This window comes from Oceanobacillus timonensis, assembly GCF_900166635.1.
Taxonomy (GTDB): Bacteria; Bacillota; Bacilli; order Bacillales; family Amphibacillaceae; genus Oceanobacillus; species Oceanobacillus timonensis.
Genome location: NZ_LT800497.1, coordinates 1,568,368 through 1,588,337 on the forward strand (window position 1 = coordinate 1,568,368; position 19,970 = coordinate 1,588,337).

Consider the following 19,970-nt stretch of genomic DNA (forward strand, 5'->3'; position numbering starts at 1 on the left):
CTGTATAGTAGAAGGGCTCATCGTAAAGCGCAACAAATATTGAGTTTATATGCGTTCATGAGAACGAAGCAGATTTCGTTTCTTTTGGAAGCAAAACGTAAGAAAAAAACATACCGTCAACGTATGATAGAATCATTTGAACAGGACCCTTTGGAATGTCCGTGTTGCCGTAAACAGATGGAGCTCATTGGAATATGGCATGCTGACTATGGGTGGATTTATCATTACATGGAGGATGTAGAGAAAGAAAGAAGGAGGAGATACGGAATTGACAAACCCAAAAGAGCCGGATAAATCAGATGAATTTTTTCCAGACTGGCTGGACGAAGAGGATCCTTTTGGCTTAAAAGAAGAAATGAAGATCATATTATTTCAATGTTTAGATTGCCATGGAACCGATGAAGTCCCGGAGTATATCATTGGTGAATTTAGTGTGGATAAAAATAATAGAGATGAAGTAGAACTTCATTGTCCGCATTGTAATGGCACTATGATTGAAGCGAAAAACGTCCCAAGTGATTAGCATCTACTTGGGACGTGATTTAGTCGCGTTAGCGATTTTGTTCCTGATTTTAAATTGTCATCAGTTCCTAACCTGTAAGTTTTCTGAAATATTACTTCCCTTGTTCTATTTATTTATTATGTGATGAGTTACCTTACAACAATGTAAGCTAATTGAAAGAAATATCGATCGTTTCTTCCTGGAGACCCGCGCTATACTAGGCTTAAATAAATGATGACAAGAAAGGAAGTATTCTTATGTTGAAAGTAAGACAGGTCAGTAAAGTGTACGAAGGAAAACTTTCCTATCGTGCACTGTCAGACATTGATTTAACCGTAGAGGATAATGAATTTGTGGGCATTATGGGGCCGTCTGGAAGCGGAAAAACAACACTATTAAATATGATTGCTACGATAGATGAACCGACGACCGGGGAAATCTTAATTAATGGGGAGGACCCGCATCGTTTGAAAAAGGAAAAGCTGGCACAATTTCGCAGACGGGAATTAGGGTTTGTTTTTCAGGATTTTAATTTACTGCACACCCTGACCGTGGAAGAAAATATGGTCCTGCCGTTAACGTTGGATGGCAAAAAGGTAAGTGACATGAAAGAAAAAGCAAAAGAAATTGCGGAAAAGTTAGGGATAACAGATATTATGGACAAAAGAACGTATGAAATCTCCGGTGGTCAGGCGCAAAGAGCTGCGGTTGCCCGTGCGATGATTCATACACCTAAATTGCTTTTAGCGGATGAACCGACTGGAAATTTGGATTCCAAGTCCTCTAAAGATGTGATGGAATTGCTGGAGTCGATTAATGAAAAGGAAAAAACAACCATGCTTTTGGTTACGCATGATCCGCAGGCGGCAAGCTATTGCAATCGTGTCGTATTTATCCGGGACGGGAAGTTTTATTCGGAAATTCATCGCGGCGATAATCGGCAGGCTTTTTTCCAAAAGATTATTGACACACTCTCATTAATGGGAGGGGATTCCAATGACTTTTCGTCAGTTCGCGTTTAATAATGTCATCCGGAATAAACGGCTTTATGCTGCGTATTTTCTGACCAGTTTGTTTACAGTGATGGTATTCTTTACCTTTTCTATTTTTGCGTCGCATCCGCAGTTAACCGGAGACAATATGAATTCCAATGTCAGTGTAGGAATGAATGTAGCTGCCGGGATTATCTATGTGTTTTCCTTTTTCTTTGTGCTTTATTCCATGAGTTCTTTCTTGCAATCACGGAAAAAAGAATTCGGCTTATTGATGATGCAGGGAATGAGCATGAAGCAGATTCGTTCGATGGTATTTTTGGAAAATATGTTTATTGGCTTGTTAGCTACGATTGGCGGTATCGGATTAGGACTCGTATTTGCCAAAGGGATTTTACTGATAGCGGAAAATGTGCTCGTTATTGATAATGAATTGCCGTTTTATTTTCCAACGCAGCCTATTTTGCTGACGCTGGGATGCTTTATCGTATTATTTTTTCTGATTTCTATCTTCGTGTCTTATATTTTGCGGAGCCGGAAATTGATTGATTTAATCAAAGGCGATCAAAAGTCCAAAGGGGAGCCAAAAGCGAATCTGCTTTTAACCATCCTGGCAGTTCTTTTGCTTGGATCGGGATATGCCGTTGCGCTTTCTGTTGAAGGACTGGCAGTAGTGGGAGCGCTGGTTCCGGTTGTTATCGTTGTGATTCTTGGCACATACCTCTTATTTACACAGTTAAGTGTATTTATCATCCGGCGTCTGAAGAAAAATCAGAATGTTTTCTGGCATAAAACGAATATGATACTACTATCCGATTTGTCTTTCCGGATGAAAGATAACGCCAGATCCTTTTTCCTGGTGGCGATTATTTCTACGGTTGCTTTCAGTGCGATTGGTTCGCTGTACGGATTTCAGTCGTATACTACAGCGGGTACGGAGCAATTGAATCCCTATACGATAACATACACCGGTGACGGGGAGCAGGATGAAGCGAATGTTTCCATGATGGAGGAAGCATTCACAGAAGCGGACATGCATATGGATAGGGAAGCCATGCAAGTGCAGTACTTTGAAGAACAGGATGAATCACTGGTAATGATTGCAAAACAGTCCGATTATAATCGGCTTGCAGCTTTAACGGATAAAGAAACACTTGACGTGGAAGATGGTGCACCGGCTTTCATGGAGACTGGACAAGTTTTCTTAGAAGATATGCATGCAGGGAATACGGAAGCGGAAGTGCTGGAAAATGCAGCCCTGGAATTACATGACGGGTCTGTGATCGAACCGGGGCAATTGATCGAATCGAATGCTCTGCCTGCGGGAAGCAATTATTACGTGGTGTCCGATAGTGACTTTGACAATTTGCCTGATGCTTCGATGGAAGAAAGTTACTATGCCTGGCAGGACAGAGATGGAGAAGATGTCCCAGTTGCAACGTCAGAAAAACTGGCTAATGCGGTATCTAACGGAATGATTCAAAATGTCGCTTATCAAGAATATAATATTAATAAATCATTTGGCCCCGTTTTGTTTGTCGGCCTATTTATCGGCATCGTCTTTTTCGTATCAGCAGGAAGCTTTCTGTATTTCCGGCTCTACTCTGATTTAGATGAAGATAAGAAAAAATTCCAGGCAATCACGAAAATGGGATTGACCGAGAAAGAATTGAAGAAAGTATTAAACAGACAAACCGCATTGCTTTTCTTTACGCCGATTGCGGTTGCGCTGATACATGGAGCAGTCGCGTTAACAGCGCTGTCTAATATGTTTTTCTACAATTTGGTGAGAGAATCAGCCATGGTACTCGGTCTGTTCTTAGCCATTCAAATCATCTATTTCTTTATTGTGCGTTTTTATTATATCCGGCAGGTGAAACAGGCATTAAAATAGATTGTATATGCAATAAGGAAAGGCTGCGTATGGCGGAAATGATTCATTTCTGCTATACACAGCCTTTTTTTACACATGTGCATGTGGAGACCGAGATAATACGGGCTTATTCCAGAAATCACCTACTATTTCTGCCAGCCTTTCCGGATTATCTGCATTTGCTTCATGTCCAGCCTCTTTAACCATTTCCAAGTCTGCATCCCGAATCTCGCTGCTTAATTGCTCCGCTGCTTTTCGATTCGGTTTATCTTTTTCTCCGCATAAAATAAGTGTTGGGCAGGATATCTCTGCTAATTGCTTACTGAAATCGATTTTTTTCATCGATGAGGTGAGTTGAATCGTGTCTTTTTTAGGGAGCCCCATTTTTTGAAATACAGAATTGGGCAGTATTCGGAAAATGCCATTTTGTATCGTGAGAAGAAACGTTGGCATTTTATACTGCGCATCCATTAATATCAGCGAATCTACTTTTTCTGGGCGGTCGAGTGCATAGTTTAAAGAGAGAATCGCGCCTAATGAAAGGCCGCATAGATGAACGGCTCCATCCAGGTTTTCACAATAATTGAAAAAATGCTGATATACATTGGAATAATTCGGTTTGTCTTCCCCAAGTAAAGAAAATAATTCTGGTGAAGCGACTTGTTGTGAATCGATTTCTAAATCATCTATAATCGGCTGCCAACTGGATGCAGTTTGGTCGAGCCCGTGCACAAATGTATAAGTCATTTGCTCTTTCACCATCCTAACTGATGATTACCTCATCTCTATTTATTATTTTAAAAAGCATATACATGTATTGAATCATTATCATGCTGTATTGTAAAATAAGTTATCTCTAGTAAACATAGAAGATAGATAGAAATGGGGGATGAGCATGTATATCGCTGTTTATTGTGGCGCAAGTCTGGGCAACGATCAAGTTTATCAAGAGGCTGCAAAGCGAGTTGGACAATGGATTGCCGAAAAGAAGCATACATTAGTTTACGGCGGCGGGAAAGTTGGATTAATGGGTGTTGTAGCAGATGAAGTATTAGCAAATCATGGGGAAGCTATCGGGGTTATTCCTGACTTCTTAGTGGAAAGGGAGCTGAGCCATCCGGACTTAACCTCCTTAGAAGTAGTGGACTCCATGACGGTACGGAAAAATAAAATGATCGCATTAGGGGATTGTTACATAGCGCTTCCAGGCGGCCCGGGAACATTAGAAGAAATCGCAGAAGTGATATCCTGGGCAAGGGTTGGCCAAAATAATAATCCATGTATTCTCTTTAACCAAAATGGATATTATGACAGCCTGGCAAGGTTTTATGATGACATGGTGGAAAACGGATTTTTATCGAAACAGGATAGAGAACGCATATTATTTTCCGATTCTCTGGAGGAGATTGAAGCGTTTATTACCAGTTATACTCCACCTGAATTGCGTCAATATACGTAACATCTTTCGATAAGAAAGCCTGCAGAAATCCGGTGAGGAGGATTATTTCTGCGGGTTTTTATGCGGAAAAATACCTGCTTTGGTAATATGAATCTCTATCAACGAATGTTAAGCATATAAATGCTGTTTTTTGTTCGTGTTTTATTGACAAAAAATAGCTGTCTTAGTAATATAAGAATGTAAAGTTAATAGAAATGCGTATAATTTCGGGGATACGGCCCAGAGTTTCTACCAGACCACCGTAAACGGTCTGACTACGCAGCGGAAATTATCTTGATTTCATTTGATTATATGATGAAAAGCAAAAGATTATCCTCTGCTGTTCCTACAGAAACTCTTAATGTGATTAAGAGTTTTTTTGTCGAATAAGCACTATTTAACAGAGCATAATAGAGCTGGATACATATTTGAGGAACTTTTCTATTTTAGAGAATAAAAAATTCCAGTAAAAAATGGAGGAAAAAGTACATGCGTAATTTTTTTGAATTTGACAAGTTGGGTACGAATTTTCGAACTGAATCTGTCGCTGGTTTAACGACCTTTTTAGCGATGGCTTATATTTTATTTGTTAACCCGAGCATTTTAGGGGAATCGGGAATGGATCAGGAAGCGGTGTTTGCTGCGACGGCGATTGCGGCTGCTTTTGGTTCTATTATTATGGGGGTCCTTGCGAAATATCCCGTAGCGCTTGCACCTGGCATGGGGCTGAATGCCTTCTTTACATATACGGTTGTGATGGGCTTTGGTATTCCATGGGAAACGGCGCTAGCAGGGGTTTTAGCTTCTGGAATCATATTTATTATTTTAACATTAACGGGAATTCGTGAGTTAATTATCAATGCGATTCCGCCTAGTCTTAAGCAAGCTGTTGGAGCTGGTATTGGTTTATTTATTGCATTTATCGGTTTAAAAAATGCAGAAATTGTGCAAGCTGATCCATCAACGATTATTGCCCTTGGTGATCTATCCTCGCCAACAGTATTATTAGCTATCTTCGGTGTGGTTGTCTCTGTTATTTTGATGACTGTCGGTGTCAAAGCAGGGATTTTTTATGGTATGATTATCAGCTCCATTGCCGGTATGGTTTTTGGGTTGATTCCTGTACCATCCGGCATCAGCGGTATTGTCAGCAGTGCGCCAAGCTTGGCGCCGACATTTGGGCAGGCGTTTATCCACTTTGATCAAATTTTTACAATGGAAATGCTGATTGTTATTTTGACATTCTTATTTGTTAATTTCTTTGATACAGCAGGGACGCTTGTTGCTGTGGCGACAAAAGCCGGATTAATGAAGGATAATAAGCTGCCAAGAGCCGGAAAAGCACTGTTTGCAGATGCTTCTGCCAGCGTGGTCGGAGCTGCAGTTGGTACATCGACAACAACCTCCTTTGTGGAGTCAACATCCGGCGTTAGTGTAGGAGGACGTTCTGGATTTACAGCTGTTGTAACAGGTATTTTGTTCCTTTTAGCTTTATTTTTCTCTCCTTTACTGAGTGTCGTAACGAATGAAGTAACAGCACCAGCATTGATTATTGTCGGCGTCTTAATGGCAAGCAGCCTGAAGGATATTCCTTGGGATAAATTTGAGATTGCTGTACCAGCTTTCTTTACTGTATTAATGATGCCGGTAACTGCCAGCATCGCATCCGGGATTGCGATTGGCTTTATTTTCTACCCGATTACCATGCTGATGAAAGGTAGAGCAAAAGAAATTCATCCGATTATGTATGTTCTGTTTGTTATCTTTGCATTGTATTTTATCTTTTTGACATAACGAATAAAAACATAAATAAACTGGAGAGCACGTCATCTGATGCTGCTCTCCTTTTATTATATGAAGACTTGTATAATTTCTGGTGCATATATAGATTGCAAAAAATCACAAGCTGTTGCGTACCTGTATAGAATATATCAAAAATAAAAGGCTGTCATTATAATCATTATGCAACCGGCAATCAGAGGGAGGCAACGAAATGAAATCAGTTATTGGTCTAACTGCATCGATGGAAATAGACGGAATGGAATATAAAATGAACCTGCGAAATGTTAAAGCAATCGAGCAAGCTGGAGGTATTCCGGTTATTCTGCCGTATTATAGTGATTACCAAGAAATGGCTACTTTGCTTGATAAATTGGACGGTCTTTACCTTCCGGGGGGGTATGATATTGATCCTTCCTTGTTTCAAGAAGAACCGAATCAGAATCTGGGGATAATCATACCAGAAAGAGATCGGCTGGAGCAGGAGATTATTCCACATTTTTTAGAGAAAGATAAGCCGATACTTGGTGTTTGTCGAGGATGTCAAATTTTAAATGTAGTTACAGGAGGAACCATGTATCAGGATCTAGGTTCACAATATCCGAACGGGCTTATACAACATACTCAAAAAGCAGCTTTTCATCATCGTTCACATGCTGTCCGAATAGCACCATCTTCTTTATTGGAAAAATTGGTGCAAGCAAGGGAAATCAAGGTTAACAGCTACCACCATCAAGCAAACCGCTCACTCGGGGAAAATTTTATTATTTCTGCAATGGCAGCTGATGGTGTAATGGAGGCTTTTGAAAGTAAAGTCCACCGTTTTGTTTTAGGGGTGCAATGGCATCCGGAGGGGCTGGTTAATCTTGCGGATGATCCCTCTCCAGCTATTTATCAAGGGTTTATAGAAGCATGTAAGGAAAAGGAAATGTGATGTTTCCAAAAGAGACCAGCTAACCTATTCGTTAGCTGGTCTCTTTCCTCATGTTATTATGATCTATAATGATTCCTGCCAATTTTCCGCGATAAATTCATCTCTCCCTGATTTAGCACGGTCTTCTTCATATTCCGTTTTGCTTTTTATATAAAAATCCTGATGGTAATCTTCTGCAGGATAAAAAGTTGTCGCTGCTTTGATTTCTGTCACAATCGGTTGCGCAAAACGTCCGCTCTCCGCAAGCAGCTGTTTTGATTTTTCAGCCAGTTCTTTCTGTTCGTCATTATGATAAAAGATAGCTGTTCGATATTGCTCGCCTCTATCCTGGAATTGTCCGTCCGGATCGGTCGGATCAATTTGCGGCCAGTATAAATCGAGAATGGTTTGGTAATCGATAATGGAGTCATCGTACGTAATTTCGACAGCTTCATAATGTCCCGTATCACCTTGCTTGACTTGTTCATAAACAGGATTTTCTGTATATCCTCCAGTATATCCGGATACTACCTGATGTACGCCATCCCATTGGTCAAACGGCTTCACCATACACCAGAAGCAGCCGCCGGCAAATGTTGCTTTTTGTATTGCCATATTAACTCCTCCTTGAGGCTTTTCAAAAGTCATGATAATTTGTAGAATGAAATTAATATAACATAATTTAAGTATTTTTAGAAATAAGGTGACATCATGGAAGAACCATTTGTACATAGGATTCTTACTAGTAAACAGAATGAGATAATAAATATTATGTATTTATCCAGATTAGGATTTGCCGAAGAGAATCCGGAAAAAAAGAAAGCTATCTTTGATAAAAGTATTTTTGCTTTTCCAGTGAAGCATTATAATGAACCGGGCGTAAAGAAGTTGTTTACAGAACGTGCTGGTGAAAAAAAGGAAAACTTCTCCGTACTGGAAATGGAGGAGCATACTGTTTTTATTGGCGATATTTATCAGTTAGGGGAAGCAACGATTCAAGTATCTCAGCCTGGCATCGTATCGCAGAAGGAAATGGAAAACGGCTTAAAAACAGGATGGTATTTTCGCGTGCTGGAAGCAGGTAAAATCCAGCCGAAGAAAGATTTACAGCTGATAGAACGTCCTAATCCCCAATGGTCGATTGCAGCTTGTAATGAAGTTATGTATTTAGATCGTGAAAATTTATGGAGTGCAGACAAACTGTTTCATTGTACAGATTTAGGAATTATTTGGAGGAAGACATTGCGTAAGAGATTAAGAGGTTTTTAAGAATATAATTTTCTAATGTCAGGTTGAAACGTTAAGTGTTGTTAAAACGTAGGATGTTTAAAAGGAGGAAATGTTGATGAAAAAATATCTTGTTGTTGCAGGAATTTTCTGTGCTTCCTTTTTAGTCTTTCAATTTGCTGCAGGAATACTATTGACATTGTTCTATACACCGGATATCAGCGTGGCGTGGCAGCAGACTGGAACTTTATCTTCGGAGACAACGCTTGTAAGAGGAAATGTTATTTCTCCACTTATCATAGCTGTAACATCTGTGCTTGTTACTTTTGGTGTGATGCAATTATTGCGAAAGAGAATAGATAGATAATGAAAAGAAGGAGAACAAAGGGAAACTTTATTAAATAAATGTGTTAAGCTGTCTTTAATCAAAATATATAAAGAAACTTTATTCAGTAGGGATGAAAATAACCCCCTACTGAATAAAGTTCATTTTATTAAGTCCTTTGTGGATCGACTTTTTCCGCGTTAGAGCGTTTGTTTCCTTTGTATATGAAATAAACAGCAATCATCATAAATAGCAGTGCGACAAACCTCTTCCAATCGAAAGGGATGATTAAACTATCGAACCAGCCAAAACGGTCGATAATCACTCTAGCTCTCCTATAGACTCTCCAAGTTAGCCGTAAATTACACTTTCAAGCTTAGCGCTGAACTGATGATCACTGCTAAAATATATGTTTAGTAACGTATGAAATAATAACCTGTTAAATCCTTACTTTCGAATATCGAGAATAAACGATATAATAACACAAAAAAACAGAAATCTACAACTGACTTAGATTTCTGTTTTAATATATTCAGCTAATCGTGCCAACATATCTTCGTTGCGCCGATAATAAGTCCATTGACCATAACGGACAGATTCCAAGAGACCTGCATTTTGCATCATAGCGAGGTATTGGGAAACCGTAGATTGAGAAACACTTGCTTTTTCCTGAATATCGCCTACGCACACGCCTCCCTTGATACTTACTCCCTTTGGCAGATGAGCACCTTGTTTAGGGAAATGCTTCTCCGGTTCCTTCAACCACTTTAAAATGTTCAGTCGAGTTTGATTTGATAACGCCTTAAATACATCAATCATTTCCATAGATACAATTATATATCGTTTTTTCACGATATGTCAATTTTGAAAAATGGAATGGATGTATACAACCTTGCCTAATCTCTACAATATGTACAGCAAATATTAGGTAGTTAAATAACCAATATATGCTGTATTTTTCAAAGTAACAAATAAAAAAGATCTCTCTTAAAGATCTTTTTTAATTTTAGAAGTTAACTCCTCTATACGTTCCTCATTGCGCCGATAGTAAGTCCATTGTCCATGACGTTCGGAATTTAGCAGTCCGACCTGTTGCATCATCTTGAGATAATGGGATACAGTGGATGGTGACATTTGTGCTTTTTCTTGAATGTCGCCAACACAGACGCCTCCTTTCTCTTTGAGATTTTTTGAAATATCTGCAACAGGTTTTTCGAAATGGCTGGCAGGATCTTTTAACCATTGAAGTATCTCTAATCTTTTTTCGTTACCTAACACTTTAAAAATTTCTACTAGATTTTCCATAGGTAAATAGTATTTGGCAATTACCAAAATGTCAATTGAGTATTTATCATTTGGTGTGATATGCACCTATATATCATAAAATTAATTGTTAAATAAAGCCGGAACATGGTCTGCGTACTTGTGAAAAATCATAATATTACGTAGAGGTTTATCCAAAAGTTTTGTAGCGTATGCTGCTTCAAATATGGTAAATTAAAGTATCCTTATTTCACATATAGATGGAAGTGTTTATTAATGGGAAATAAAGGGGAGTATAAAATCTGATGTCTTTATTCAGGTGCTTTTTTCTGTTTGAAGCTATTTTTAAGGAGGTAAAGGGGGAATCAATATGTTGGAAAATGCGCTCGTTATGGTGGCCATTATATTTATAGTGAATGTATTATACGTATCCATTATGACGGTTCGTATGATTTTAACACTAAAGGGCCGAACCTATATTGCTGCATTTGTAAGTATATTTGAAATGGTGATGTATGTTGTCGGGCTGATGCTCGTATTAGATAACCTCAACCAATTTCAAAATGTGATTGCTTATGCAGTAGGTTTCGCAACAGGTTTGATCATTGGTTCCAAAATTGAAGAAAAGCTTGCCCTTGGCTACATTACCGTGAATGTTGTCTCCGCTAATCCGGATTTAAATTTTACACAACGTCTTCGTGAAAAAGGATATGGCGTAACAAGCTGGTCTTCCTATGGAATGGATGGTGACAGACTTTCCGTTCAAATTTTAACACCAAGAAAGTATGAATTGAGATTATATGAAACCATCCATGAAATTGATCCGAAAGCATTTATTATCTCTTATGAGCCAAAACGAATTCATGGCGGATTCTGGGTGAAACAAGTTCGTAAAGGAAAATTAATGCGAAAAGAGAATAAAACCAAAGAACAGATACAAAATGAGACTGAATCCAAAGAACAAGCATCAAAAACCGAACATTAATTTCATGTGAAACTAAAAATGTTCGACATTATCTTGCGTTTTTCTATTTAATTTGGTATGCTAAAGCCAACAATTGAAAAATGCCTCATATATACTTGAGAATAAGGCTCAGGAAGTTTCTACCCGGCACCGTAAATGACCGGACTATGAGGGAGGATGAGCCGTTGTTTGAAGAGCAGCGGATGTTGAATGATGCTTATAATAAGGATGTTCAAAAGTCCGATTAACTACGCTTTGAACAGCTTTTACCAAGTCTATTCATCTTCCCTTATGGAAGGTGAATGGACTTTTTTAATGGTTTATATTTTATTTTTTGATGTAATAAGGGTATTGAGATGTAAAGGAATAGCTGTCGACGGTTTCTAGTATAGCGAATAATTGTGCAATGTTGTCAGCTGTAACTTAATATTGCATTTATTCAATCAAAAACCGAACATTATATTAAAACTACCTTTTAAAATCCGTAAAAAACAATAAAAATTCAGAAAGAGGGATTCGATGGCTCAAGTTGGTGTCATTATGGGAAGTATCTCTGATTGGGAAACCATGCAGCATACCTGCAAAGAACTCGAAGCGTTACATATCAGCTATGAAAAAGAAGTTATTTCCGCCCACCGTACGCCAGATGATATGTTTACCTACGCTCAAGGCGCGCGGGAAAAAGGACTGAAAGTTATTATTGCCGGTGCAGGCGGGGCAGCACATCTGCCTGGAATGGTCGCTTCACAGACAACGCTCCCAGTTATTGGCGTTCCTGTTGAAAGCAAAGCACTTCAAGGAGTCGATTCACTCTTATCGATTGTTCAAATGCCCGGCGGCGTCCCGACTGCAACCGTTGCGATTGGCAAAGCGGGAGCAAAGAATGCTGCTATTTTAGCAACGCAGATTATCAGTACGTTTGATAAAGAGGCAGAAAAGGCATTAGAAGCATACCGTACAGCAATGAAAGACGCTGTTCAGGAAATGAGGGATCAGCTTGCAACCTATTAAACAAATCTTGCCTCCTCAGACGATTGGAATTATTGGTGGCGGTCAGCTTGGCAGAATGATGGCCATTGCTGCTAGATACATGGGGTACCGCATTGTTGTTTTAGACCCGACACCGAACTGCCCGACTGCGCAGGTTGCCGATGAGCAGATTGTTGCAGGCTATGCAGAAATCACAGCTGTAAAAGAATTGATTGAAAAAACCGATGTGATTACATATGAATTTGAAAATGTTGACTTGGATGCTGCAGAGCTTATCCAGAACGCAGGAAAGCTTCCACAGGGGGCGTTGGCATTAGAGGTTACCCAGAACCGTGAAAAAGAGAAGCTGCTGATGGATGAGCTAGAGCTCTCCGTGCCAGCATTTCGCATCGTGAAAGCAGAGGAAGCCTGTAAAGAAGCGCTGTCCATTATTCCGCTTCCGGCAGTCATTAAAACCTGCCGGGGAGGGTATGATGGAAAAGGACAGCTGAAACTGACTACAGAAGAAGATAAAAAGGAAGCTTTAGCGTTTTTCCAAGAGCATGGCTATTGTATAATAGAGCGATGGGTTCCATTTGATAAGGAAATTTCGGTTGTCTTTACAAGGTCGCAGCAAGGAGATATCACCTTCTTCCCCATCGCTGAGAATGAACACCGTGACCATATTCTGTACAAAACAACGGTGCCGGCAGATATAGAGGCGGCGCTTGAAGAAAAAGCGTATGCGATGACGGCGAAAATTGCGGAACGCATGGAGATTGTCGGGACTTTTGCGATTGAGATGTTTGTCGGCGAGGGTACGATTTATATGAATGAAATGGCGCCGAGACCGCATAATTCCGGACATTATACGATCGAAGGGTGTAATGTATCGCAATTTACGCAGCATATCCGGGCAATTTGCGGATTGCCGCTTATCCCAGTCAGCTTGCATCAGCCGACCGCGATGATCAATGTCTTAGGCGAATCGCTGCCAAAAGCAATCGAATTTACTGCGAATCATGATTTTGGTTTCCTTCATCTGTATGGAAAAGAAGAACCGAAAGAAAAACGTAAAATGGGACATATTACATTTACAGCAGAAACAGCAGAAGCTTTACGGAAACAATTGCATATTTTTGAGGAGGCAGCAAACCAATGATCGAACGTTATACAAGAGAAGAAATGGGCAATATCTGGACGGAGGAAAATAAATTCAAAGCATGGCTGGAAGTGGAAATTTTGGCATGTGAAGCATGGAGCGAGCTTGGATTTATTCCGGAAGAGGATGTTAACAAACTGCGTAAGAATGCTTCCTTTGATATCAACCGTATCTACGAAATCGAGCAGGAAACACGCCATGATGTGGTGGCATTCACCCGTGCTGTATCGGAAACATTAGGCGAGGAAAGAAAATGGGTCCATTATGGCTTGACTTCTACCGATGTGGTGGATACAGCTCTTTCTTATATATTGAAACAGGCAAATGACATTTTAAGAAGCGGGTTGAACCGCTTTGTCGGGATTTTAGAAGAGAAAGCGAAAGAACATAAACATACTGTCATGATGGGGCGTACCCATGGCGTGCATGCAGAGCCGACGACCTTTGGTTTGAAAATGGCCTTATGGTATGAGGAAATGAAGCGTAATGTCGAGCGTTTTGAGCTTGCAGCGAACAATGTAGAGTTTGGAAAGATGTCTGGAGCGGTTGGAACCTATGCCAATATCGATCCATTTGTAGAACAATATGTCTGCGAAAAGCTGGGCACATCACCAGCACCGGTATCCACACAAACCTTACAGCGTGACCGTCATGCAGCTTATTTATCTACATTAGCATTGATTGCTACATCGATTGAAAAGTTTGCAACGGAGATCCGCGGCCTGCAAAAAACCGAAACAAGAGAAGTAGAAGAACGCTTTGCAAAAGGGCAAAAAGGATCTTCTGCGATGCCGCATAAACGTAACCCGATTGGCTCCGAAAATATGACAGGGATGGCACGCGTTATCCGCGGTTATATGGTAACGGCTTATGAAAATGTGGCTTTATGGCATGAACGTGATATCTCGCATTCCTCCGCAGAGCGTGTCATTTTACCGGATGCGACGATTGCACTCGACTATATGCTGCACCGCTTCGGCAATATTGTAGAGAACTTAACGGTATTCCCTGAAAATATGAAACGTAATATTGACCGTACCCATGGGGTTATTTTTTCGCAACGTGTATTGTTAACGTTGATTGATAAAGGATTGGCGCGTGAGGAAGCTTATGATATTGTGCAGCCAAAAGCAATGGAAGCCTGGGAAACAGCAACTTCCTTTAAGGAATTGGTAGAGCAGGATGAGCGGATTACAAGTAAATTAACGCAGGAAGAAATCGATGACTGCTTTGATTATACCTACCATTTGAAGAATGTGGATCAAATTTTTACAAAAATTGGACTTGCCTAGGAGGAATTCCCATATGGAACTCGAGCTTTTGTATGAAGGAAAAGCAAAGAAGGTTTATCAATCAGACACGGATGAAAATCACTTGATTCTCTCGTATAAGAATGATGCGACAGCTTTTAATGGAGAGAAGAAAGCTCAGTTTACCGGGAAGGGGAGACTCAACAATGAGATCTCTTCCCTCCTGTTCCAAGCATTAGAAAACAAAGGAATTCCGTCGCATTTTATCAAGCGGCTGGATTCCACTACCCAAATAGTTCAGAAAACAGATATTATTCCGCTAGAAGTGGTAATTCGGAATATTGCGACAGGTAGTATTACCAAGCGTCTCGGTATCGCGGAAAATACGCCGTTTGAACCTGCATTGGCAGAACTCTTTTATAAGGATGACCGTTTAGGAGATCCGTTAATAAACGATGAACATGCGCTTTTTCTGACGGATGTGACGGCAGAAGAACTCGCAGATATTAAAACGAAAGCAAGAAAAGTCAATCAAACATTAACAGAAATTTTTGCTGCTATCGGCGTCCGTCTGGTCGATTTTAAATTGGAATTCGGCCGAAACAAGGAAGGTAATATTCTGCTCTCTGATGAGGTGTCTCCCGATACGTGCAGACTATGGGATATCGAAACGAATGAGAAATTAGATAAAGATGTTTTTCGTCAAGGTACAGGAGATTTAATTACCGTATATGAAGAAATATTAAATCGTTTGGAGGCGCAGCTATGAGAAAAGTACAGGTATACATTACATTAAAACAAGGTGTGTTGGATCCACAGGGAAAGGCAATCCAAACATCGCTTCATTCTTTGGATTATCCGGAGGTGGAAGATGTCCGTGTCGGAAAATATATTGAACTTCAAGTAGAAGACGGGCCTGAATTAGAGAAAAGAGTAACACAGATGTGTGAGCAATTATTGGCGAATCCGGTCATTGAGGATTATCGGATTGAGCTGGAGGAGGTACGGTCATTGTGAAGGTAGCGGTGATTGTTTTTCCAGGTTCCAATTGTGACAGGGATATGTATCATGCAGCCGGGGAGGTTGTCGGTGCGGAAGCCAGTCTTGTCTGGTACACGGATACGCATTTGTTAGATGATGTAGACGGGATTCTTATCCCGGGCGGTTTTTCTTATGGCGATTATTTACGGTCTGGTTCGATGGCGTCTACGTCAGACATCATGAACAAGATTCGGGAGCATGCGGAAAAAGGCAAGCCTGTACTGGGGATTTGCAATGGATTTCAGGTATTGACGGAGGCGGGCCTCCTGCCGGGAGCGTTAATGCGTAATAAAAATCTTTCGTTTATGTGTCATCAGGAAGAATTGGTCGTCAAGGATAATGAGACGGTTTTTACAACGTTGTATGATAAGAACGAGGTTGTCCGTTTTCCAATCGCTCACGGGGAAGGAAACTATTTCTGTGATGAGGAAACGTTACAGGAATTAAAAGACAACCATCAAATCGTATTCACTTATAAAAACAATCCGAATGGCTCCGTAGAGGATATTGCCGGTATTCGCAACAAAGCCGGTAATGTGCTGGGCATGATGCCGCATCCGGAACGGGCAGTGGAAGCTTTATTAGGAAGTGAAGACGGGTTAAGACTATTTCAATCTATGATCGCGAATTGGAGGAGCAGCAATGCAGTTAACGCATAATATCGATCCAGAAAAAATAGAACAAGATCGAATGTATCAGGATATGGGTTTAAATGATGAGGAGTTTGAGAAAATCAAAACGATCCTAGGCCGTCGACCAAATTTTACGGAGACAGGTATCTTTTCTGTTATGTGGTCTGAGCATTGCAGCTATAAAACATCAAAGCCACTCTTAAAAAAGTTCCCGACAGAGGGCCCAAATGTCCTACAGGGGCCTGGAGAAGGTGCAGGAGTCATTGATATTGGCGACGAGCAGGCAGTTGTTTTCAAGGTGGAAAGTCATAATCATCCGTCTGCTGTTGAACCGTATCAAGGAGCAGCAACAGGCGTCGGTGGGATTATTCGAGATGTATTCTCCATGGGAGCACGTCCGATCGCGTTAATGAACTCTTTACGTTTTGGACCGTTAACAACAAATCGTACCAAGTATCTATTTTCCGAAGTTGTTGCCGGGATTGCCGGTTATGGAAACTGTGTTGGTGTTCCAACTGTTGGCGGCGAGGTGCAATTTGATGATAGCTATGAAGATAATCCACTTGTCAATGCCATGTGTGTGGGACTGATCAATCATGATGACGTACAAAAGGGAATTGCTGCGGGAATCGGCAATACGATTTTGTATGCAGGACCGCCAACAGGAAGAGACGGTATTCATGGTGCGACCTTTGCCTCGGATGATTTAGCAGAAGATTCGGATAAAGATCGTCCTGCTGTCCAAGTTGGAGATCCGTTTATGGAAAAATTGTTGATTGAAGCATGTATGGAAGTGATTCATTCCGATGCACTTGTCGGCATGCAGGATATGGGAGCTGCCGGCTTAACCTCTTCTGCCAGCGAAATGGCGAGTAAAGCAGGTACCGGGCTGGAAATGAACTTAGATCTTGTGCCGCAGCGTGAGCAAAATATGACTGCTTATGAAATGATGCTGTCTGAGTCCCAGGAAAGAATGCTGCTTTGCGTGAAAGCTGGCCGTGAACAGGAAATCATTGAAATTTTTGAAAAGTACGGTTTGAAATCTGTTCCAGTCGGAAAGGTTATCGAGGAAAAAGTCTTCCGTATCAAGCATCATGATGAAATCGTGGCAGATATTCCGGTGGATTCTTTGGCGGATGATGCACCGGTGTATCATATGCCATCGAAGGAAGCTGCTTATTATCAAGCTTTTCAGAAAATCGATGTTCAAACACCAGCGGTAGATAATCATGGAGAAATGTTGAAACAATTACTGCAGCGTCCGACGATTGCCAGTAAAGAGTGGGTCTATGACCAATATGATTCCATGGTGCAGACCAATACCGTTGTGACACCTGGTTCTGACGCAGCAGTCGTTCGTATCAAAGGAACGGATAAAGCATTGGCAATTACAACCGACTGTAATTCCCGCTACATTTATTTAGACCCGGAAGAAGGCGGAAAGATTGCTGTTGCAGAAGCTGCCCGCAATATTGTCTGCTCCGGAGCAAAGCCATTAGGTCTTACAGATGGATTGAATTTCGGTAATCCGACAAACCCGGAAATTTTCTGGCAAATGGAAAAAAGCGTGGAAGGGATGAGCGCGGCTTGTAAAGCATTGCAAACGCCGGTTATCAGCGGAAATGTTTCCTTATATAATCAGTCTAAAGGGAAATCGATTTATCCGACACCGGTTGTCGGCATGGTTGGACTGCATGAATCTACGGCACATATTACGCCAAGCTTTTTCCAAAAAGCCGGCGACAGTATTTATCTTATTGGCGAAACGAAAAATGAATTTGGCGGCAGTGAATTGCAATTTATCCAGGATGGAAAATATGAAGGAAAAGCACCGCATTTGGATTTAACCATCGAAGCGGAACGTCAAGAAAAACTGCTCTCTTTAATCAGACAGGGTAAAATCCAATCTGCGCATGACCTTGCAGAGGGCGGATTAGGAGTTGCTTTAGCGGAATCGTTATTCTCCAGTGAAGCGCTGGGTGCAGAAGTAACACTGGCAGGAGATGCAACGGTTGCGTTATTCAGTGAAACCCAATCACGTTTTCTTGTTACCGTAAATCCGGAGCACCAGGCCGCTTTGGAAGATGTATTTGCGGATGCAGTTAAACTTGGTGAAGTAACAGCAGATAATCAGCTAACTATCATGGCGAATAACGAGAAGATGGTACAGGAAGATGCAGCAGCGTTAAAAGCACTTTGGAAAGGAGCTATTCCATGCTTGCTGAAATCAAAGGCATAAACGAGGAATGCGGCGTATTCGGAATTTGGGGACATGAGAAAGCAGCAGAATTAACCTATTACGGTCTGCATTCGATGCAGCACCGCGGGCAGGAAGGTGCCGGGATCGTTGTCAGTAAAGATAAGGAATTAATCGGCTATAAACAGCTTGGATTGGTTAATGACGTTTTTAAACAAGTGAAATTTGATGATTTAAGCGGGAAAATTGCTTTAGGGCATGTAAGGTATGCGACACAGGGAGGAAAAGGGCTGGAAAATGTACAGCCCCTTCTTTTTCAGTCGCTTACGAGCGGCATGGCTTTAGCGCATAATGGAAATTTAATGAATGCTACCGCATTACGTGAAGAGCTTGAAAAAGAGGGAAGCATTTTTCAAACGACCTCTGATACAGAAGTGCTGGCCCATTTAATGAAACGAAGCGGAGAGGTCACGGAAGCAACTATTTCCGAAGCGCTCAACCGGGTCAAAGGTGCTTATGCCTATCTTATTTTAGAGGATGATACCTTATATGCTGCGCTGGATCCGGCTGGAATCAGACCACTTTCTATTGGAAGAATAGGGGAAGCGTATGTAGTTGCATCGGAAACGTGCGCTTTCGATCAAATCGGTGCAACCTTTGAGCGAGAGGTACTGCCGGGTGAGTTGATTAAAATTAATCAAGAGGGTCTTACTTCCTTCCGGTTTGCCCCGCGCGGTAAAAGACAAATGTGTGCGATGGAATATGTCTATCTTTCCAGACCGGATAGTGATTTAAACTATGTGAATGTGCATGCATCACGAAAGCGGATGGGAAAAGAACTGGCTAAGGAAGCCCCGGTTGATGCAGATTTAGTCATAGGAGTGCCGGATTCCAGTATTTCAGCCGCCATTGGCTATGCGGAGGAAAGCAAGCTGCCTTATGAAATGGGGATTATCAAAAATCGTTATGTTGGAAGAACGTTTATCCAGCCCTCCCAGGAGCTGAGAGAGCTTGGTGTAAAGATGAAGCTGTCTCCAGTCCGCGGAATCGTAGAGGGAAAACGTGTCATTATGATCGATGATTCCATTGTTCGCGGAACAACAAGCAGACGAATTGTAAAAATGTTAAAGGATGCTGGTGCGAAGGAAGTACATGTACGGATTGCATCTCCGGCGATTACAAACCCTTGCTATTACGGAATCGATATGTCTACGAAGGAAGAACTGATTGGAGCAAACAACAGTATTGACGAAATTGGGGAAATCATTGGGGCGGATAGTATCGCTTATCTGTCTGGAGAAGGCTTGGAAAATGCTATCGTCAAAGATAAAACGATCCATCAAGGTGTCTGTATGGCTTGTATGACAGGTTTGTATCCAGTTCCTCCGGCTAATGAGAAGGAAATGGACATATCAAACTGCTAGTAGAGGATGTTCTATTTGA

General features: G+C 41.1%; 21 protein-coding genes, 2 pseudogenes and 2 riboswitches. Of the genes and pseudogenes, 18 read left to right on the top strand and 5 right to left on the bottom strand.

Annotated elements, in window-relative coordinates:
* The 4 genes and pseudogenes from B7E05_RS07650 to B7E05_RS07665 all read left to right on the top strand — a co-directional run.
* Window positions 1-294, top strand: a pseudogene (locus tag B7E05_RS07650) (IS91 family transposase); the annotation flags it as partial.
* Window positions 269-523, top strand: coding sequence for a hypothetical protein (locus B7E05_RS07655; RefSeq protein ID WP_245832918.1), 255 nt, complete (start codon window positions 269-271; stop codon window positions 521-523). The pseudogene B7E05_RS07650 and the gene B7E05_RS07655, both read left to right, overlap by 26 nt.
* 236 nt (window positions 524-759) lie before the next feature.
* On the top strand, window positions 760-1,524 hold the full coding sequence (locus B7E05_RS07660; protein ID WP_080873651.1) for an ABC transporter ATP-binding protein: 765 nt from the start codon (window positions 760-762) through the stop codon (window positions 1,522-1,524).
* The gene (locus tag B7E05_RS07665; protein WP_080873652.1) at window positions 1,499-3,388 is read left to right on the top strand and encodes an ABC transporter permease; all 1,890 of its coding nucleotides are present in this window, start codon (window positions 1,499-1,501) and stop codon (window positions 3,386-3,388) included. Before B7E05_RS07660 ends, B7E05_RS07665 begins: the two co-directional genes overlap by 26 nt.
* A 69-nt stretch (window positions 3,389-3,457) precedes the next feature.
* On the opposite strand, the gene B7E05_RS07670 is transcribed toward B7E05_RS07665, so the two are convergent.
* Window positions 3,458-4,114 carry an alpha/beta fold hydrolase gene (locus B7E05_RS07670; protein ID WP_080873653.1) on the bottom strand — a complete coding sequence of 219 codons (657 nt, stop codon included), beginning with the start codon at window positions 4,112-4,114 and terminating at the stop codon, window positions 3,458-3,460.
* 148 nt (window positions 4,115-4,262) lie between these two features.
* Between B7E05_RS07670 and B7E05_RS07675 the strand changes: the two genes are divergently transcribed.
* The 3 genes from B7E05_RS07675 (at window position 4,263) to B7E05_RS07685 (ending at window position 7,518) form a co-directional block, all read left to right on the top strand.
* Window positions 4,263-4,826: an LOG family protein gene (locus B7E05_RS07675; RefSeq protein ID WP_080873654.1), complete on the top strand. Its 564-nt coding sequence runs from the start codon at window positions 4,263-4,265 to the stop codon at window positions 4,824-4,826.
* Between the two features lie 176 nt (window positions 4,827-5,002).
* A riboswitch (purine riboswitch) is annotated at window positions 5,003-5,103 on the top strand.
* A 191-nt stretch (window positions 5,104-5,294) separates the two neighbouring features.
* Complete coding sequence (locus B7E05_RS07680) at window positions 5,295-6,599, top strand: NCS2 family permease (RefSeq protein WP_080873655.1); 1,305 nt, start codon at window positions 5,295-5,297, stop codon at window positions 6,597-6,599.
* Between the two features lie 199 nt (window positions 6,600-6,798).
* The gene (locus tag B7E05_RS07685; RefSeq protein ID WP_080873656.1) at window positions 6,799-7,518 is read left to right on the top strand and encodes a gamma-glutamyl-gamma-aminobutyrate hydrolase family protein; all 720 of its coding nucleotides are present in this window, start codon (window positions 6,799-6,801) and stop codon (window positions 7,516-7,518) included.
* A gap of 63 nt (window positions 7,519-7,581) precedes the next feature.
* Here the strand turns inward: B7E05_RS07685 and msrA are convergent, their stop codons facing one another.
* The gene (msrA, locus tag B7E05_RS07690) at window positions 7,582-8,112 is read right to left on the bottom strand and encodes a peptide-methionine (S)-S-oxide reductase MsrA (protein ID WP_080873657.1); all 531 of its coding nucleotides are present in this window, start codon (window positions 8,110-8,112) and stop codon (window positions 7,582-7,584) included.
* Between the two features lie 96 nt (window positions 8,113-8,208).
* Here msrA and B7E05_RS07695 point away from each other — a divergent pair, with 96 nt between their 5' ends.
* Both B7E05_RS07695 and B7E05_RS07700 read left to right on the top strand, forming a co-directional pair.
* Window positions 8,209-8,766, top strand: coding sequence for an MOSC domain-containing protein (locus tag B7E05_RS07695; RefSeq protein WP_080873658.1), 558 nt, complete (start codon window positions 8,209-8,211; stop codon window positions 8,764-8,766).
* A gap of 76 nt (window positions 8,767-8,842) precedes the next feature.
* The gene (locus tag B7E05_RS07700) at window positions 8,843-9,091 is read left to right on the top strand and encodes a hypothetical protein (protein WP_080873659.1); all 249 of its coding nucleotides are present in this window, start codon (window positions 8,843-8,845) and stop codon (window positions 9,089-9,091) included.
* Between the two features lie 127 nt (window positions 9,092-9,218).
* On the opposite strand, the pseudogene B7E05_RS21910 reads toward B7E05_RS07700, so the two are convergent.
* From B7E05_RS21910 to B7E05_RS07710, 3 genes and pseudogenes are all read right to left on the bottom strand, one after another.
* Window positions 9,219-9,374 (bottom strand): annotated as a pseudogene (locus B7E05_RS21910) (DMT family transporter); the annotation flags it as partial.
* A gap of 185 nt (window positions 9,375-9,559) precedes the next feature.
* On the bottom strand, window positions 9,560-9,874 hold the full coding sequence (locus B7E05_RS07705; RefSeq protein ID WP_080873660.1) for an ArsR/SmtB family transcription factor: 315 nt from the start codon (window positions 9,872-9,874) through the stop codon (window positions 9,560-9,562).
* Between the two features lie 162 nt (window positions 9,875-10,036).
* Window positions 10,037-10,354, bottom strand: a complete 318-nt coding sequence (locus B7E05_RS07710; RefSeq protein WP_080876247.1) for an ArsR/SmtB family transcription factor — start codon at window positions 10,352-10,354, stop codon at window positions 10,037-10,039.
* Window positions 10,355-10,682: 328 nt separating this feature from the next.
* Here B7E05_RS07710 and B7E05_RS07715 point away from each other — a divergent pair, with 328 nt between their 5' ends.
* From B7E05_RS07715 to purF, 9 genes are all read left to right on the top strand, one after another.
* The gene (locus B7E05_RS07715) at window positions 10,683-11,297 is read left to right on the top strand and encodes a DUF2179 domain-containing protein (RefSeq protein WP_080873661.1); all 615 of its coding nucleotides are present in this window, start codon (window positions 10,683-10,685) and stop codon (window positions 11,295-11,297) included.
* Between the two features lie 65 nt (window positions 11,298-11,362).
* A riboswitch (purine riboswitch) is annotated at window positions 11,363-11,464 on the top strand.
* Between the two features lie 331 nt (window positions 11,465-11,795).
* A complete protein-coding gene (gene purE, locus B7E05_RS07720) occupies window positions 11,796-12,287 on the top strand; it encodes a 5-(carboxyamino)imidazole ribonucleotide mutase (RefSeq protein WP_080873662.1) in 492 nt (163 codons plus the stop codon).
* On the top strand, window positions 12,274-13,407 hold the full coding sequence (gene purK, locus B7E05_RS07725; RefSeq protein ID WP_080873663.1) for a 5-(carboxyamino)imidazole ribonucleotide synthase: 1,134 nt from the start codon (window positions 12,274-12,276) through the stop codon (window positions 13,405-13,407). Before purE ends, purK begins: the two co-directional genes overlap by 14 nt.
* Entirely contained in the window at window positions 13,404-14,699 is a 1,296-nt protein-coding gene (gene purB / locus B7E05_RS07730) for an adenylosuccinate lyase (protein ID WP_080873664.1), read from the top strand. The genes purK and purB overlap by 4 nt, the downstream gene beginning before the upstream one ends.
* Window positions 14,700-14,712: 13 nt before the next feature.
* Window positions 14,713-15,426 (top strand): phosphoribosylaminoimidazolesuccinocarboxamide synthase, encoded by a 714-nt coding sequence (gene purC, locus B7E05_RS07735; RefSeq protein WP_080873665.1) that lies wholly within the window; start codon window positions 14,713-14,715, stop codon window positions 15,424-15,426.
* Window positions 15,423-15,674, top strand: a complete 252-nt coding sequence (gene purS / locus B7E05_RS07740; protein ID WP_080873666.1) for a phosphoribosylformylglycinamidine synthase subunit PurS — start codon at window positions 15,423-15,425, stop codon at window positions 15,672-15,674. The genes purC and purS overlap by 4 nt, the downstream gene beginning before the upstream one ends.
* Window positions 15,671-16,357 (top strand): phosphoribosylformylglycinamidine synthase subunit PurQ, encoded by a 687-nt coding sequence (gene purQ, locus B7E05_RS07745; protein WP_080873667.1) that lies wholly within the window; start codon window positions 15,671-15,673, stop codon window positions 16,355-16,357. Before purS ends, purQ begins: the two co-directional genes overlap by 4 nt.
* On the top strand, window positions 16,341-18,569 hold the full coding sequence (purL, locus tag B7E05_RS07750; protein WP_080873668.1) for a phosphoribosylformylglycinamidine synthase subunit PurL: 2,229 nt from the start codon (window positions 16,341-16,343) through the stop codon (window positions 18,567-18,569). Before purQ ends, purL begins: the two co-directional genes overlap by 17 nt.
* On the top strand, window positions 18,545-19,951 hold the full coding sequence (purF, locus tag B7E05_RS07755; protein ID WP_080873669.1) for an amidophosphoribosyltransferase: 1,407 nt from the start codon (window positions 18,545-18,547) through the stop codon (window positions 19,949-19,951). Before purL ends, purF begins: the two co-directional genes overlap by 25 nt.
* Window positions 19,952-19,970 lie beyond the last annotated feature (19 nt).

Bases quoted from the DNA above. Each gene is read 5' to 3' on its own strand.
- B7E05_RS07660 (WP_080873651.1), top strand. From the start codon at position 760: ATGTTGAAAGTAAGACAGGTCAGTAAAGTGTACGAAGGAAAACTTTCC.
- B7E05_RS07665 (WP_080873652.1), top strand. From the start codon at position 1,499: ATGACTTTTCGTCAGTTCGCGTTTAATAATGTCATCCGGAATAAACGG.
- B7E05_RS07670 (WP_080873653.1), bottom strand. From the start codon at position 4,114: ATGACTTATACATTTGTGCACGGGCTCGACCAAACTGCATCCAGTTGG.
- B7E05_RS07675 (WP_080873654.1), top strand. From the start codon at position 4,263: ATGTATATCGCTGTTTATTGTGGCGCAAGTCTGGGCAACGATCAAGTT.
- B7E05_RS07680 (WP_080873655.1), top strand. From the start codon at position 5,295: ATGCGTAATTTTTTTGAATTTGACAAGTTGGGTACGAATTTTCGAACT.
- B7E05_RS07685 (WP_080873656.1), top strand. From the start codon at position 6,799: ATGAAATCAGTTATTGGTCTAACTGCATCGATGGAAATAGACGGAATG.
- msrA (WP_080873657.1), bottom strand. From the start codon at position 8,112: ATGGCAATACAAAAAGCAACATTTGCCGGCGGCTGCTTCTGGTGTATG.
- B7E05_RS07695 (WP_080873658.1), top strand. From the start codon at position 8,209: ATGGAAGAACCATTTGTACATAGGATTCTTACTAGTAAACAGAATGAG.
- B7E05_RS07700 (WP_080873659.1), top strand. From the start codon at position 8,843: ATGAAAAAATATCTTGTTGTTGCAGGAATTTTCTGTGCTTCCTTTTTA.
- B7E05_RS07705 (WP_080873660.1), bottom strand. From the start codon at position 9,874: ATGGAAATGATTGATGTATTTAAGGCGTTATCAAATCAAACTCGACTG.
- B7E05_RS07710 (WP_080876247.1), bottom strand. From the start codon at position 10,354: ATGGAAAATCTAGTAGAAATTTTTAAAGTGTTAGGTAACGAAAAAAGA.
- B7E05_RS07715 (WP_080873661.1), top strand. From the start codon at position 10,683: ATGTTGGAAAATGCGCTCGTTATGGTGGCCATTATATTTATAGTGAAT.
- purE (WP_080873662.1), top strand. From the start codon at position 11,796: ATGGCTCAAGTTGGTGTCATTATGGGAAGTATCTCTGATTGGGAAACC.
- purB (WP_080873664.1), top strand. From the start codon at position 13,404: ATGATCGAACGTTATACAAGAGAAGAAATGGGCAATATCTGGACGGAG.
- purC (WP_080873665.1), top strand. From the start codon at position 14,713: ATGGAACTCGAGCTTTTGTATGAAGGAAAAGCAAAGAAGGTTTATCAA.
- purS (WP_080873666.1), top strand. From the start codon at position 15,423: ATGAGAAAAGTACAGGTATACATTACATTAAAACAAGGTGTGTTGGAT.
- purL (WP_080873668.1), top strand. From the start codon at position 16,341: ATGCAGTTAACGCATAATATCGATCCAGAAAAAATAGAACAAGATCGA.
- purF (WP_080873669.1), top strand. From the start codon at position 18,545: ATGCTTGCTGAAATCAAAGGCATAAACGAGGAATGCGGCGTATTCGGA.